This is a genomic window from Cupriavidus sp. HMR-1 (assembly GCF_000319775.1).
GTDB lineage: Bacteria > Pseudomonadota > Gammaproteobacteria > Burkholderiales > Burkholderiaceae > Cupriavidus > Cupriavidus metallidurans.
Map to the genome: position 1 here is coordinate 1 of NZ_ANKP01000021.1, position 14,030 is coordinate 14,030.

Genomic DNA, 14,030 nt, shown 5'->3' on the forward strand with positions numbered 1-14,030 from the left:
CCGCGCCGGCAGCCGTCGCGCCTGTCGCGCCCGCCGCCGCACCGGTGGCTGCCAAGGAGAAAGAGAAGGCCAAGCCCGCGGCCGCGCACACCCCGGATGCCGGTTCGATCCGCGTGCCGACCGAGAAGGTCGACCAGATCATCAACCTCGTGGGCGAACTCGTCATTACCCAGTCGATGCTGGCGCAGACCGCGTCGTCACTGGACCCGGTGCTGTTCGACCGCCTGTTCTCAGGCATGGGCCAGCTCGAGCGCAATGCGCGCGATCTGCAGGAAGCGGTGATGTCCATCCGGATGATGCCGATGGACTACGTGTTCTCGCGCTTCCCGCGTCTGGTGCGCGACATGATGGGCAAGCTCGGCAAGCAGATCGATCTGGTCACGTTCGGCAAGGCAACGGAACTGGACAAGGGCCTGATCGAGCGGATCATCGATCCGCTGACCCATCTGGTGCGAAACAGTCTCGATCACGGCATCGAAACACCAGAGAAGCGTATTGCCTCCGGCAAGGAGCCGACCGGACAACTGATCCTCTCCGCGCAGCACGCAGGTGGCAACATCGTCATCGAGGTGAGCGATGACGGCGCCGGCCTGAACCGCGAGCGCATCCTGGCCAAGGCGATGCAGAACGGCCTGCCGGTCTCCGAGAACATGCCCGACGACGAAGTCTGGCAGCTTATCTTCGCGCCGGGCTTTTCCACGGCCGAAGTCATTACCGATGTCTCCGGCCGGGGCGTTGGCATGGACGTGGTCAAGCGGAACATCCAGGAGATGGGCGGCCACGTGGAGATCAGCTCGCGCGCCGGGCTGGGCACCACCACCCGCATCGTGCTGCCGCTGACGCTGGCGATTCTGGACGGCATGTCGGTACGTACTGGCGAAGAAACCTTCATCCTGCCGCTGAACTGCGTGATGGAGTCGCTGCAGCCGATGGCCGACGACGTGCACACCGCGGCCAACGGCGAGCGGGTGATGAACGTGCGCGGCGAATACCTGCCGCTGCTGGAACTGCACAAGGTCTTCAACGTGGCCAACGCCGTGCAGGAGCCCACGCAAGGTATTGCCGTGATCCTGGCGGCCGAAGGCAAGCGCTTCGCGTTGCTGGTGGACCAGTTGATCGGGCAGCACCAGGTGGTGCTCAAGAACCTCGAGACCAACTATCGCAAGGTGCCGTGCATTTCCGCCGCCACCATCCTCGGCGACGGCAGCGTGGCCCTGATCGTGGACGTCGGCGCGCTGCAGCGCACTGGTGTGCGCCGCCAGGCCCCGATGGCCGCGTAGTAATCGACACCAAGGAGAACGGACATGGCCGGCATCGGACATATCGATACCCAGGGCAGCGAAGCCTCGGGTCAGGAGTACCTGGTCTTTACGCTGGGGACGGAAGAATATGGCATCGACATCCTCAAGGTGCAGGAGATCCGCAGCTACGAGACGGTGACGCGCATCGCCAACGCGCCAGACTTCCTCAAGGGCGTGACCAACCTGCGCGGCGTGATCGTGCCGATCGTCGACCTGCGCCTGAAGTTCAAGCTCGGCAACGTGCGCTATGACCACCAGACCGTGGTGATCATCCTGAACGTGGCCGGCCGCGTGGTTGGCATCGTCGTCGACGGCGTATCGGACGTGCTGACGCTCACCGGCGATGACATCAAGCCCGCGCCGGAGTTCGGCGTGTCGGTCTCCAACGAACATCTGACCGGGCTGGGTTCGGTGGAAGGCCGGATGCTGATCCTGATCGACATCGAACGCATGATGACCAGCCCAGAGATGGAATTGATCGAGGCCGAGCTCGCCTGATGCTTGCCGGCACGTCCGGCAGCCCGCATCGCCGACTCCCCGGTACCTTGAAGGACATACACCATGACGCCGCTCCGTTCTTCCTCCAGCGCCATCAGGAAGCCAGGCGCGGCTATGACGCCCGGTGCGCCCGTGCTGGCGCCATTGCGCGATGAGATGCGCGACTTTCTGCTGACCGAGCGCGACTTCGAGAAGATCCGCGCGCTGATTCACAAGCGCGCGGGCATCTCGCTTGGCAGCCACAAGCGGGAGATGGTCTACAGCCGGTTGGCCCGGCGGTTGCGCACACTGCAGCTTGCGGACTTCAGCACCTATCTCGCGCAGCTCGAAGCCGACGAGCGTTCGTCGGAGTGGGAGTACTTCACCAACGCGCTGACAACGAACCTGACGTCGTTCTTTCGCGAGGCTCATCACTTTCCGCTGCTGGCCGAGCACGCCAAGAAAATCGGGCGACCCTACAGCGTCTGGTGCGCCGCGGCGTCGACCGGCGAGGAGCCGTACTCGATCGCCATCACGCTGGCGGAAGCGCTGGGCGAACGCGCGGGCACGGTGCTGGCCACGGACATCGACACCCAGGTGCTGGCCAAGGCGCGCAGCGGCATCTATACCGCCGAGCAGGTATCGCGGCTGTCGCAGGAACGGCTCAAGCGTTTCTTCCTGAAGGGCACCGGCGCGCGGGCCGGGTCGGTCAAGGTCAAGCCGGAGCTTGCCGCGACGGTCACCTTCGAGCCGCTGAACCTGCTGGCGCCGGATTGGGGCTTGCGCGAGAAGTTCGATGCGATCTTCTGCCGCAACGTGATGATCTATTTCGACAAGCCGACGCAGGGCCAGATTCTCGAACGGTTCGCGCCGCTGCTCAAGCCAAACGGCCTGCTGTTCGCGGGGCACTCGGAGAACTTCTCGTACGTCACCCGCGCATTCCAGTTGCGCGGGCAGACCGTGTACGAGCTGACGAACAAGAGCGGAGCTGCATGATGCGCGGCACGCCCCAGATGCCGGAGGCCATCGCCACCCGGAAGTACTTTGACCGCGAATTCGACCGGCAGGCCATCAAGCTGTTGCCCAACGAGTACTACGTGACCGCCGAGGACGTCGTACTCACGACCGTCCTGGGATCGTGCGTGTCCGCGTGCATCCGTGACGAAGTGGCCGGTGTCGGCGGCATGAACCATTTCATGCTGCCCGATGACGAGAACGCCGGCGCCGACCGGATGCTCTCTACGTCGATGCGCTACGGCTGCTACGCGCTCGAAGTGCTTATCAATGAACTGCTGAAGATGGGCGCGCGTCGTGAACGGCTGGAGGCCAAAGTATTTGGCGGTGGCGCGGTGCTGGCCAACATGACGACCCTAAATATCGGGGATCGGAATGCCGATTTCGTACTGAAGTACCTGCGCACGGAAGAAGTGCGCGTGGCCGCGCAGGATCTGCGCGGACCGCACGCGCGACGTGTCAGCTACTTTCCACGTACCGGCCTTGCACTGGTCCGCCGGCTGACGCGCCAGGACGATACCGTAGGCGTCGAACGCGAGGAACGTGCCCTGGCACGCGCGCTGTCCACGTCGACGAAGGCACCCGCGCGAGGCGCCGTGGAACTGTTCACGCGACAGACCACGGCCAGGATCCCGACCTGATGTCGGGCGCGCGGGACGTACAAGACGCGTCATACACGAAATACACGCAAGAGACGTAGAGACCAACATGACTGCCGCGAAGATCAAGGTGCTGTGCGTGGACGATTCCGCGCTGATACGCAGCCTGATGTCGGAAATCATCAACAGCCAGCCGGACATGGAGGTGGTAGGTACCGCCCCGGATCCGCTGGTGGCGCGCGACCTGATCAAGCGCGTCAATCCGGACGTGCTGACGCTGGACGTAGAAATGCCGCGCATGGACGGCCTGGATTTTCTTGAGCGCCTGATGCGCCTGCGGCCGATGCCGGTGCTCATGGTGTCGTCGCTGACCGAGCGCGGGTCCGAGATCACGATGCGCGCGCTGGAACTCGGCGCCGTGGACTTCGTGACCAAGCCGAAGCTCGGTATCCGTGAAGGCCTGCTGGACTACACGCAGACAATCGCGGACAAGATCCGCGCCGCATCGCGCGCCCGCGTGCGTGCGCGTGCGGAGCAGAGCGCTGGCGCGGCGCCCGTCGCGCCGATGCTGCGCGCGCCGCTGTTGTCGACGGAAAAGCTGATCATCGTCGGGGCTTCCACGGGTGGTACCGAGGCGATCAAGGATTTCCTGACGCCGCTACCGCCCGATTCTCCGGCGGTCATGATCGTCCAGCACATGCCGGCGGGTTTCACGAAGTCGTTCGCGCACCGCCTGAACGGCCTGTGCCGCATCACGGTCAAGGAAGCCGAGCATGGCGAGCGTGTGCTGCCAGGCTATGCGTACATCGCGCCCGGCGATTCGCACATGCTGCTGGCACGTAGCGGCGCGAACTACGTGGCGCACCTGTCCCAGGAAGCGCCGGTCAATCGGCACCGACCGTCCGTGGATGTGCTGTTCGATTCCGCCGCGATTCACGGTGGCAAGAACGTCACGGGCGTGATCCTGACCGGCATGGGCAAGGACGGCGCGCGCGGCATGTTGCGAATGCGCGAGGCAGGCGCCTACAACCTGGCGCAGGACGAGCAATCCTGCATCGTGTTTGGTATGCCGAAGGAAGCCATCGCGGCCGGCGGTGTGCATGAAGTGGTGCCCCTGCACCAGATGAGCCAGCGCGTCATGGCGCACCTGGCTACGTTTGGCGCGCGGGCGCAGCGCGTATAGCGCGCGAGAGGTCAGATAAGCAGCAATCATCCGGATGGCATGGCCATCCGCAACCGTTTTGGAGCCGTAACAGTGGACAAGAACATCAAGATTCTCGTGGTCGACGATTTCCCGACCATGCGCCGGATCATCCGCAACCTGCTCAAGGAGCTTGGTTTCACCAACGTGGACGAAGCCGAGGACGGCGCAGCCGGCCTGGAGAAGGTCAAGGATGGCAGCTTCCAGTTCGTGGTTTCGGACTGGAACATGCCGAACATGGATGGCCTGACCATGTTGCAGACGATCCGCGCGACGCCCGAGATCGCCAAGACGCCGGTGCTGATGGTGACGGCTGAAGCCAAGAAGGAGAACATCATCGCCGCCGCGCAGGCAGGCGCCAATGGCTACGTGGTCAAGCCGTTTACCGCCGCCACGCTCGACGAGAAGATCACCAAGATCTTCGAGAAAATGGGTCAATAAGAGGGACGCGACATGTCGACGACTCCGACTTTCAGCAACGAAGCGGCCGAGCAGATCATCCATCGCATCGGCAACCTGACCCGGATGCTGCGCGACAACATGCGGGAGCTGGGGCTCGACAAGGAAATCGAGCGCGCCGCCCAGGCCATTCCCGACGCGCGCGACCGTCTGAGCTACATCGCCGCCATGACCGAGCAGGCTGCCGAGCGTTCGCTCACGGCCGTGGAACTGGCGCAGCCGCTGCAGGAAGAACTCGAGGCCAAGGCCACCGCGCTGGACAAGCGCTGGGGCGAGTGGTTCGAGCAACCCGTGGAGTTGGGCGACGCCCGCACGCTGGTGCTCGACACGCGCGAGTTCCTGACCGAGGTTCCGGAGAAGACCAAGGCCACCGGCAGCCATCTGCTCGAGATCATGATGGCCCAGGACTTCCAGGACCTGACGGGCCAGGTGATCAAGAAGATGATGGACATGATCCGCACGCTGGAGCAGGAACTGCTGCAGGTGCTGATCGACAACGTGCCGGCCGATCGGCGCGTGGAGGCGCCCCCTTCCCTGATCAATGGTCCGCAGATCAATCCAGAAGGCAAGGCCGATGTGGTGTCGGACCAGTCGCAGGTGGACGATCTGCTGGCGAGCCTTGGCTTCTGAGGCCGTTTGGCGATAGGCTTCCGCTCTCCCGCATCGCGGGAGAGCGGCGCTTCAGCGCACCTTCGCATTCACTGGCACAATCGCAGCAAACACGGTTTCTCCCCCTGCCAGAGGATTGCCCCCATGCCTGCTCGCTGTACCGTTGTTGCCCTCGCAGCCGCCGCACTTGCCGGAATGCTTGCCGGAATTGCCCACGCGCAGACGCTGCCCCTCCCACAGGTCTCCCCAGCGGTAGACACTGCCTACACCAAACTCGAAGCATCCCCGGTCCACAAGAAGCTGATGACGGACGTCCGCGCCGATGACGCGCGCGCGCTGACCGAACTGAAGACCATGACCGAGATTCCCGCGCCGCCCTTCAAGGAGCGCGCGCGCGCCGAGTACTTCGTCTCGCGGCTCAAGGCGCTTGGTCTGGCCGATGCCCATATTGATGCCGAAGGCAATGCGGTCGGGATCCGCAAGGGCGTGGGCAATGGCCCGAAACTGCTGATTTCCGCCCACCTCGATACGGTCTTCCCGGAAGGCACCGATGTCACCGTCAAGGCGCGTGACGGCAAGCTATACGCCCCCGGTATCGGCGACGACACGCGCGGACTCGCCGTGTTGTTGTCCTGGCTGAAGGTGCTCAACGAAAACAATGTGCGGACGGTTGGCGATCTGGTCTTCGTGGGCAACGTCGGCGAGGAAGAACTTGGCAACCTGCGCGGCATGAAGGCGGTGTTCCGCGAGCATCCCGATATCGACGGCATGGTCGGCATCGAACCCGGCACCGGCGATCGCGTGCTGACGCAGGGCACCGGCAGCCATCGCTACGAAGTGACCTTCCGCGGTCCCGGCGGTCACAGCTTTGGCGCGTTTGGCCTGCCCAGCGCCATTCATGCCATGGGGCGCGCTATCAGCAAGATCAGCGATGTGCGCACGCCATCCGATCCCAAGACCACGTTCACGGTCGGCACGGTTTCCGGCGGGACGTCGGTCAACGCGATCGCGGGCGATGCGCGCATGGCGGTCGATATCCGTTCGAACGGCACGCCGGCGCTGCTGGAAACCGAAAAGCACATCATGGATGCGATTGCAGCCGGGGTTGCGGACGAGAATCGTCGCTGGGCGCCAGCCACGGGCCAAGACATCACGTTCCAGACGAAGCTGATTGGCGATCGCCCGGCCGGGCAGACGCCGACCGACTCGGTGATCGTACAATCGGCTGTCCGCGTGATTCACGCCAACAGCAAGGAGGCGCCAACCCTGCGGGGCGGCAGCACCGACGCCAACGTGCCGATGGCGCTGGGCATTCCGGCCATCATCATTGGCAGCGGCGGAAAATCGGGCGGCGCACACTCGCGTGGCGAGTGGTTTGATCCCACCAATGCCTGGGAAGGCGCGCAATGGGGCCTGACCACCGTGCTGGGTCTGGTCGGCGTGGACGGCGTGGATGCACCGCTGCTGGCACGGCGCCGGGGCAATCCGCCAATCACACGGTAAAGGGCTACGGGGGCTGCGGGGGCGGCGCGGGCTACGGGGGCCACGGGGGCGGCGCGGGCTCCGCCAGCTTCGGGCGAGGTTGCGCCAGCCGCCCGCTTGCGCTTCAATGGTCGCCTTGCCGACCTAGCCGTAGCCCGAAATGACCGATACCCCCGACACTCCAGACACCCCCATGGCCACCGGGGCTTCGTCCCGCCCGCCACTGCGCGCCCTGACCCCGCTCGAAGGCCGTGTGGTGGCGGTGCTGCTCGAAAAGCAGTTCACCGTTCCCGATACCTATCCGTTGTCACTCAATGCGCTGGCCGCCGGTTGCAACCAGAAGACCGCGCGATCGCCGGTGATGAGCGCCGGCGAGGACGAGATCCTGACCGCCATCGATGGCCTCAAATCGCTGAGCCTCGTGTTCGAAGGCAGCAGCAGCCGGGTGCCCCGCTTCGAGCAGAACCTTGCCCGTGTGCTTGGCGTGCCGAGCCAGTCCGCGGCGTTGCTGTCCACGCTGCTGCTGCGCGGGCCGCAGACGGCGGCGGAACTGCGCCTGAACACGGCGCGGCTGCACGCCTTTGCCGATATCTCCTCGGTCGAGGCGTTCCTGGACGAGCTGGCCGAACGCGATCCCGCCCTGGTCGTGAAGCTGCCCCGTGGCCCGGGGGAGCGCGAACACCGCTGGACGCACCTGCTATGCGGAGAAGTCAGTCTGGCCGAAGCGCCGGGCCCACGCGCGAGCGCGAGCATCGAGATCGCGCCGTCGGAGCTGGAGGCGCTCCGGATCAGCCATCGCGAGCTGGAAGACAAGGTGGCGCGCCTGCAGGCGCTGGTCGAGGAGATGGCCGAACAACTGGGCATCTCCATCGACCCGGAGCGCCTGTCCTGAGTCTGCGCGCCTTGCGATGCGGCGTCGCCCGACGCTGAATCGTGCTGCATCGCAAAGGCGGCACATGCCGCCGGATGCCAGCTGGACAGTGCGCGATCCCGGCATTTTGGGGCGGTCCCCCTAAAGATCGGCACCCCGAGGACCGTTAACGCCGCTGCCCCCTCCATTCCTGAAACAGGGACCTGTTTCCCCGCCTTTTCCTCCCAATGCTTCCCGGCCGGGGATTTGATAATCCTCGGTGACGAAGTGCCGTCTGCGCTTCGCGCCTGGAGCGTCCATGTCCGAGGAAAGCGATCTCGAGAAAACCGAACCCGCCACAGCCCGGCGCCTTGAAAAGGCGCGTGAAGAGGGGCAGGTGGTGCGTTCGCGCGAGCTCGGCACGTTCGTGATGCTGATGACCGGCGTGATCGGCCTTTGGAGCACGGGCGGCGTGCTGGGCCGCAAGCTCGATGCCGTGATGCATGCCGGCCTCGCGTTCGAGCCGGCCACGGCCTTCGACACGAATCGCATGTTGTCCCAGTTTGCCGCCATTGTCTGGGACGCCCTGCTGGCATTCCTGCCGCTTCTGCTGATGTTCGGCGTCGCGGCACTGGTGACGCCGCTGGCCCTGGGCGGCTGGATGTTCTCGACCAAGTCGTTCTCGCCCGATTTCTCGCGCATGTCGCCGATCGCCGGCCTCGGCCGGTTGTTCTCTGCGCATTCGCTGGTGGAACTGGCCAAGGCCATCGCCAAGTCGCTACTGGTGGGTGGCGTGGGCGCCTGGATGATCTGGCGCAAGCTGCCGGAGGCGATCGCGCTGATGGACGCGCCGATCCAGGAAGCACTGCTGCACATGATGGAACTGGTGCTGTATGTCAGCGGTGTGGTGGCGGGATCGCTGATTCTGGTGGCCGCGCTGGACGTGCCCTGGCAGCTCTATACGTTCCACAAGAAGCTCCGCATGACCAAGGAAGAGATCAAGCAGGAGATGAAGGAAACCGATGGCGATCCGCACATCAAGGCGCGTATCCGCCAGCAGCAGCGTGCCATTGCGCGCCGCCGCATGATGGCCGAAGTGCCCAAGGCCGACGTGGTGGTGACCAACCCCACGCACTACGCCGTGGCGCTGCGCTACGAGGAAGGCCGCATGGGCGCGCCGCGCGTGGTGGCTAAGGGTGCCGACGAAGTGGCCGCGCGGATCCGCGAACTGGCCGCGGAACACCGCGTGCCGATGCTGTCGGCGCCGCCGCTGGCACGTGCGCTGCATCGCCACGTCGAGCTGGGTCACGAGATTCCGGCCGGCCTGTACACCGCCGTGGCCGAGGTCCTGGCCTGGGTCTATCAACTGAAGAACTGGCACTACAGCTACGGTCCGCAGCCCGATGGGCCCGCGGATCTGTTGGTGCCGGATGAACTTGCCGTACCGGAAAGCCGCGCATGAACGCACTGACGAACATCCTCAACTTGCCGGGCCTGCGCTCTGGTGCCCAGATGAAGGCGCTCGCGGGGCCGGTGCTGATCATCATGATCCTCGGCATGATGATCCTGCCGTTGCCCGCGTTTGTGCTGGATCTGCTGTTCACGTTCAACATTGCGCTGTCGATCATGGTGCTGCTGGTTGGCATGTACACGCAGCGTCCGCTCGACTTCGCGGCATTCCCGTCGGTCCTGCTGTTCTCCACGCTGCTGCGCCTGTCGCTGAACGTTGCCTCCACGCGCGTGGTGCTGCTCGAAGGGCATACCGGCCCGGACGCCGCCGGCAAGGTGATCGAAGCCTTCGGCCACTTCCTGGTGGGTGGCAACTTCGCGGTCGGTATCGTGGTGTTCGCCATCCTGGTGGTGATCAACTTCATGGTGATCACCAAGGGCGCGGGCCGTATCGCCGAGGTGGGCGCGCGCTTCATGCTGGACGCGATGCCGGGCAAGCAGATGGCGATCGACGCGGACCTGAACGCCGGCCTGATCAATGAAGAGGGCGCGCGCAAGCGTCGTGCCGAGGTGGCGCAGGAGTCCGATTTCTACGGCGCGATGGATGGTGCGTCGAAGTTCGTGCGTGGCGATGCCATCGCGGGCCTGCTGGTCATGTTCATCAACGTCGTGGCCGGCATGGTCGTGGGCATGGTGCAGCACGACCTGGACTTTGGCACTGCGGTGCATAACTACACGCTGCTGACGATCGGCGACGGCCTCGTGGCGCAGATTCCGGCGCTGGTGATCTCCACGGCCGCCGGTGTCATCGTCTCGCGAGTGTCGAACGAGCAGGACGTCGGTCAGCAGCTGACCGGCCAGCTCTTCTCGAATCCGCGCGTGTTGTTCATCACGGCCGCCATTATCGGCATGATGGGCATCATCCCGGGAATGCCGCATTTCGCGTTCTTGCTGCTGGCTGCCGGGCTGATCTGGCTCGGTCGGTACATGTTGCGCCGCGAGGCCACGGCAGCAGAAACGAAGTCGAACGACGCGCGCGCGCCCGCCGCGCCGGCCGAGGCCGCCGAAGCGTCGTGGGAAGACGTCACGATGGTCGATCCGCTTGGCATGGAGGTGGGCTATCGCCTGATCACGCTGGTGGACCGCGCCCAGAACGGCGAGTTGCTGGGCCGTATCAAGAGCATCCGCAAGAAGATCGCGCAGGACATCGGCTTTCTCGTGCCGGTGGTCCATATCCGCGACAACCTGGAACTGAAGCCGACCGCCTATCGCATCACGCTCAAGGGCGTTGAGATTGGCAGTGGCGAAGCCAATCCGGGCCAGTGGATGGCGATCAACCCGGGCCAGGTCACCGGCACGCTGCCCGGCGCGGCCACGCGCGATCCGGCCTTCGGCCTGCCTGCCGTATGGATCGACGCTGCCCTCAAGGAGCAGGCGCAGGCGTATGGCTACACCGTGGTCGACGCCAGCACCGTGGTGGCCACCCACCTGAACCACCTGATCCAGATGCACGCATCCGAGCTGCTGGGTCGCCAGGAAGTGCAGTCGCTGCTGGACCGCATCGCCAAGGAATCGCCCAAGCTTACCGAGGACCTGGTGCCGAAGACGATCACGCTGACTGGCCTGCAGAAGGTGCTGCAGAGCCTGCTGGACGAAGGCGTGGCGATCCGCGACATGCGCACGATCCTCGATGTCATCGCCGAACACGCGCCGAAGGTCAGCGATCCGGCCGAGTTGACCACGCTCGTGCGCGTGGCGCTGGGCCGCGCGATCACGCAGCAGCTTTTCCCCAACAACGCCGACCTGCAGGTCATCGGCCTGGATGCCGGCCTGGAGCGCGTGCTGTCGCAGGCGCTGGCCAATGGTGGCGGCATCGAGCCGGGTCTGGCCGATGCGGTGCTGCAGCAGGCGCAGGGCGCGGTGGTGCGCCAGGAGCAACTGGGTCTCGATCCGGTCCTGCTGGTGCCGTCGCCGCTGCGGCCGCTGATGGCGCGCTTCCTGCGCCGCACCCTGCCGCAGTTGAAGGTGTTGTCGCATGCCGAAGTACCGGACAACCGCAATATCCGCATCACCGCCATGATCGGCGGCGCAGCGTAAGGACTGAACATGAGCGTGGCAAAGTTTGTGGCGGCCAACGGCCGTGAAGCGATGCGCAAGGTGCGCGAGGCGATGGGCCCGGATGCCGTGGTGCTGTCGAACCGGACCATCGATGGCGGCGTGGAAATCGTCGCCATGCGCGACACCGATCTCGGCGCGGTGAACGCCAATGCGCAGCCCTATGTGTCGCCCACGCCGGCCGCGTCCCAGATTCTTGAGACCGCCCCGGTGCAGATCGGCCCGATTGCCATCGCAGCGGCCCATGCCGTCGACGGGCAGGCTACCCGGACCGACGACGGCGTCATTGGCGATCTGCGTGGCGAGCTTGCCTCGATGCGCTCGATGCTCGAGCGCCAGTTTGCTGGCCTGTCCAGCGGCGCCGGCAATGTGGCCGTGGGTGATCCGCTGCGTGAGTCGTTGTTCGAATGGATGGTGAATGCAGGCTTCTCCGGCCAGTTGTCACGTACGTTGATCTCCCGCCTGCCAGTGGGTACCGATCGTCCGGCTGCCATGTCGTGGATCCGGCAGGAAATCGCGAAGAAGGTACCTGTGCTGTCCAACGAGGACGCCCTGTTCGATCAGGGCGGCGTGCTGGCGCTGATCGGACCCACCGGCGTGGGCAAGACCACCACCACGGCCAAGCTGGCCGCGCGCTATGTGCTGCGCCATGGCGCCGATCGCCTGGCCTTGCTGACGACCGACCGCTTCCGGATCGGCGCACACGAGCAGCTTCGCATCTACGGCGACATTCTGGGCGTGCCCGTGCACGCGGTGAAGGACGCCGCGGACCTGCGTTTCGCGCTATCGGCGATGAAGGACAAGCATCTGGTCATCATCGACACCGTTGGCATGAGCCAGCGCGATCGCAGCCTGTCCGACCAGATCGCGATGCTGGCTGGCGTGCAGGCGCCGATGCAGCGCGTGCTGCTGCTCAACGGCGCCGCGCATGGCGATACGCTCAATGAAGTCGTGCACGCCTATCGGCACGACGCTGCCGGCGACGCTGGTGGCATCGACGGCTGCATTATCAGCAAGCTCGATGAAGCGACGCATCTCGGTTCCGTGCTCGATGTGGTGATCCGCCATCGCTTGCCGGTTTTCTATGCTTCCACTGGCCAGCGTGTGCCGGAACATCTTGAACTTGCGCAGGCCAGCACGCTGGTGGAACGCGCGTTCATGACGCCGCGTCGTGGCTCGCTGTTCAATGACACCGACATGGCACGCCGCCATGCCGCTGCAGCGGACGCCGCAACGCCGCGCCCGGTCGAGCGCAATGGCGCCGATGACATGCTGCGTTCGTTGACTGACAGCGCTAATGCCGTGGGCACGTGCGTGGAAGAGTTGAACGCCGCGGGCTACGGCTTCGACGTCGCGCGCCAGCTCTGGCAACAGCGCGGCGCCGGTGCCGTGGGCTTGCGGCAGATGGGCCAGCAGGCGCGCATGGCCATGTGCCGGGACGCCAGCCGGGCCTGCGAGCGCTATGTGCTCGCCGTATCGCAGAATTTTACGCAGCCGGTGCAAGGTCGTCGCGCGCCGCAGTTGATGCAATGCACCCTGTGGCTTGCCGACCGGGACGGGATGCCGCTGGCCGGTACCACCGCGCCGGTTGGCCGTACGCGGCAGTCGATGTCAGAAGCGGACGCCGATGCCGAAGCCGAGACCGTGCGCGCCACGCTGTCGGCGGCCCGTACCGTCGTCAACCTGAATGCATCGGTGCCATCGGCCGCCGTGATTGCGCGCTGGCATCAACTTGGCGAGCGCTGGGTGGCGGGTACGCGCAAGACCGCGCGTGTGATCACGGGTGGCGCCGCCAGCAAACTCGATGCCATCGCCGACACGCTGACGTTTCATGCGATTGGCGACACGACCTGGCGCGATCGCGACGCTGTGCACTGGGTTGGTCACTGCGCCGTGCGGATTCCGGGAGGGACGATTCGTGCGGCGGGACGCGCTCGCGACAACACGGCAGAGGCCGGTACCGAAGCCTGCCTCGTTGTCTCCCGCATGGCGGACCGTGATACCGGCGAAACGCTGGCGGTCGAGTACGTGCTGTGCGACGTGGCGCTGACCGATGACGCCGCGCAGGTCGCTCGCTGGATGCAATGGGCGAACGCCGCGGACGAGCAGTTCCGCACGCTGCGTCATGCCGCCGAGCACTTCGCGCAGGACGGCGATGCGTCGGACAGTCAGGGGGCCAGCATGGTGTCGCTCCAGCTCGGGCTGACCACGCTGCGCCTGCAGCACACCCCCACCGCAACTGCACCGGCGTTCCTGTCGCGCCTGGCTGGCCGCGCCGCGACACGTGCAAATGCGCCGGTGCCAGGCGCCGTGCTCAACGAGGGCATGGGTCGCCTGCTGGCGCTGCTGGATGTGCTGGAGAACTATCCGGGACGTACCGCCTCGCCTGCGCCCGTCGGTGATATCACTGCCGACGCGGCAATGCAGGCGACAGCCGGACTGCCGCAGTTGGCAGTCGCAGGGGAGTAAGCCTT

The 14,030-nt window shown here is 65.4% G+C and carries 12 protein-coding genes; all 12 read left to right on the forward strand.

The window, feature by feature from the left end:
• Window positions 1–1,280 (forward strand): chemotaxis protein CheW (locus D769_RS00700; protein ID WP_008641036.1); only part of this gene is annotated, 1,280 nt, incomplete at its 5' end.
• Window positions 1,281–1,304: 24 nt separating this feature from the next.
• The gene (locus tag D769_RS00705; RefSeq protein ID WP_008641041.1) at window positions 1,305–1,799 is read left to right on the forward strand and encodes a chemotaxis protein CheW; all 495 of its coding nucleotides are present in this window, start codon (window positions 1,305–1,307) and stop codon (window positions 1,797–1,799) included.
• 114 nt (window positions 1,800–1,913) lie between these two features.
• Window positions 1,914–2,774, forward strand: a complete 861-nt coding sequence (locus D769_RS00710) for a CheR family methyltransferase (RefSeq protein WP_008641046.1) — start codon at window positions 1,914–1,916, stop codon at window positions 2,772–2,774.
• On the forward strand, window positions 2,774–3,433 hold the full coding sequence (gene cheD / locus D769_RS00715) for a chemoreceptor glutamine deamidase CheD (protein ID WP_008641048.1): 660 nt from the start codon (window positions 2,774–2,776) through the stop codon (window positions 3,431–3,433). The genes D769_RS00710 and cheD overlap by 1 nt, the downstream gene beginning before the upstream one ends.
• 67 nt (window positions 3,434–3,500) lie before the next feature.
• Window positions 3,501–4,574: a chemotaxis response regulator protein-glutamate methylesterase gene (locus tag D769_RS00720; RefSeq protein ID WP_008641055.1), complete on the forward strand. Its 1,074-nt coding sequence runs from the start codon at window positions 3,501–3,503 to the stop codon at window positions 4,572–4,574.
• 72 nt (window positions 4,575–4,646) lie between these two features.
• Complete coding sequence (gene cheY / locus D769_RS00725) at window positions 4,647–5,033, forward strand: chemotaxis response regulator CheY (RefSeq protein WP_008641058.1); 387 nt, start codon at window positions 4,647–4,649, stop codon at window positions 5,031–5,033.
• 12 nt (window positions 5,034–5,045) lie between these two features.
• The gene (cheZ, locus tag D769_RS00730; protein ID WP_008641060.1) at window positions 5,046–5,681 is read left to right on the forward strand and encodes a protein phosphatase CheZ; all 636 of its coding nucleotides are present in this window, start codon (window positions 5,046–5,048) and stop codon (window positions 5,679–5,681) included.
• 123 nt (window positions 5,682–5,804) lie between these two features.
• Window positions 5,805–7,163: a M20/M25/M40 family metallo-hydrolase gene (locus tag D769_RS00735; protein WP_035880713.1), complete on the forward strand. Its 1,359-nt coding sequence runs from the start codon at window positions 5,805–5,807 to the stop codon at window positions 7,161–7,163.
• A 139-nt stretch (window positions 7,164–7,302) separates the two neighbouring features.
• Window positions 7,303–8,034 carry a YceH family protein gene (locus D769_RS00740; protein WP_052018023.1) on the forward strand — a complete coding sequence of 244 codons (732 nt, stop codon included), beginning with the start codon at window positions 7,303–7,305 and terminating at the stop codon, window positions 8,032–8,034.
• Between the two features lie 277 nt (window positions 8,035–8,311).
• A complete protein-coding gene (gene flhB / locus D769_RS00745; protein WP_008641072.1) occupies window positions 8,312–9,454 on the forward strand; it encodes a flagellar biosynthesis protein FlhB in 1,143 nt (380 codons plus the stop codon).
• Complete coding sequence (gene flhA / locus D769_RS00750) at window positions 9,451–11,538, forward strand: flagellar biosynthesis protein FlhA (RefSeq protein ID WP_008641076.1); 2,088 nt, start codon at window positions 9,451–9,453, stop codon at window positions 11,536–11,538. The genes flhB and flhA overlap by 4 nt, the downstream gene beginning before the upstream one ends.
• Before the next feature lie 9 nt (window positions 11,539–11,547).
• Entirely contained in the window at window positions 11,548–14,025 is a 2,478-nt protein-coding gene (flhF, locus tag D769_RS00755) for a flagellar biosynthesis protein FlhF (RefSeq protein WP_008641077.1), read from the forward strand.
• The last annotated feature ends 5 nt before the right edge of the window (window positions 14,026–14,030 follow it).

What these genes read in the sequence shown, in the direction of transcription:
- D769_RS00705 (WP_008641041.1), top strand. Translation starts at nt 1,305, where the DNA reads ATGGCCGGCATCGGACATATCGATACCCAGGGCAGCGAAGCCTCGGGT.
- D769_RS00710 (WP_008641046.1), top strand. Translation starts at nt 1,914, where the DNA reads ATGACGCCCGGTGCGCCCGTGCTGGCGCCATTGCGCGATGAGATGCGC.
- cheD (WP_008641048.1), top strand. Translation starts at nt 2,774, where the DNA reads ATGCGCGGCACGCCCCAGATGCCGGAGGCCATCGCCACCCGGAAGTAC.
- D769_RS00720 (WP_008641055.1), top strand. Translation starts at nt 3,501, where the DNA reads ATGACTGCCGCGAAGATCAAGGTGCTGTGCGTGGACGATTCCGCGCTG.
- cheZ (WP_008641060.1), top strand. Translation starts at nt 5,046, where the DNA reads ATGTCGACGACTCCGACTTTCAGCAACGAAGCGGCCGAGCAGATCATC.
- D769_RS00735 (WP_035880713.1), top strand. Translation starts at nt 5,805, where the DNA reads ATGCCTGCTCGCTGTACCGTTGTTGCCCTCGCAGCCGCCGCACTTGCC.
- D769_RS00740 (WP_052018023.1), top strand. Translation starts at nt 7,303, where the DNA reads ATGACCGATACCCCCGACACTCCAGACACCCCCATGGCCACCGGGGCT.
- flhB (WP_008641072.1), top strand. Translation starts at nt 8,312, where the DNA reads ATGTCCGAGGAAAGCGATCTCGAGAAAACCGAACCCGCCACAGCCCGG.
- flhA (WP_008641076.1), top strand. Translation starts at nt 9,451, where the DNA reads ATGAACGCACTGACGAACATCCTCAACTTGCCGGGCCTGCGCTCTGGT.
- flhF (WP_008641077.1), top strand. Translation starts at nt 11,548, where the DNA reads ATGAGCGTGGCAAAGTTTGTGGCGGCCAACGGCCGTGAAGCGATGCGC.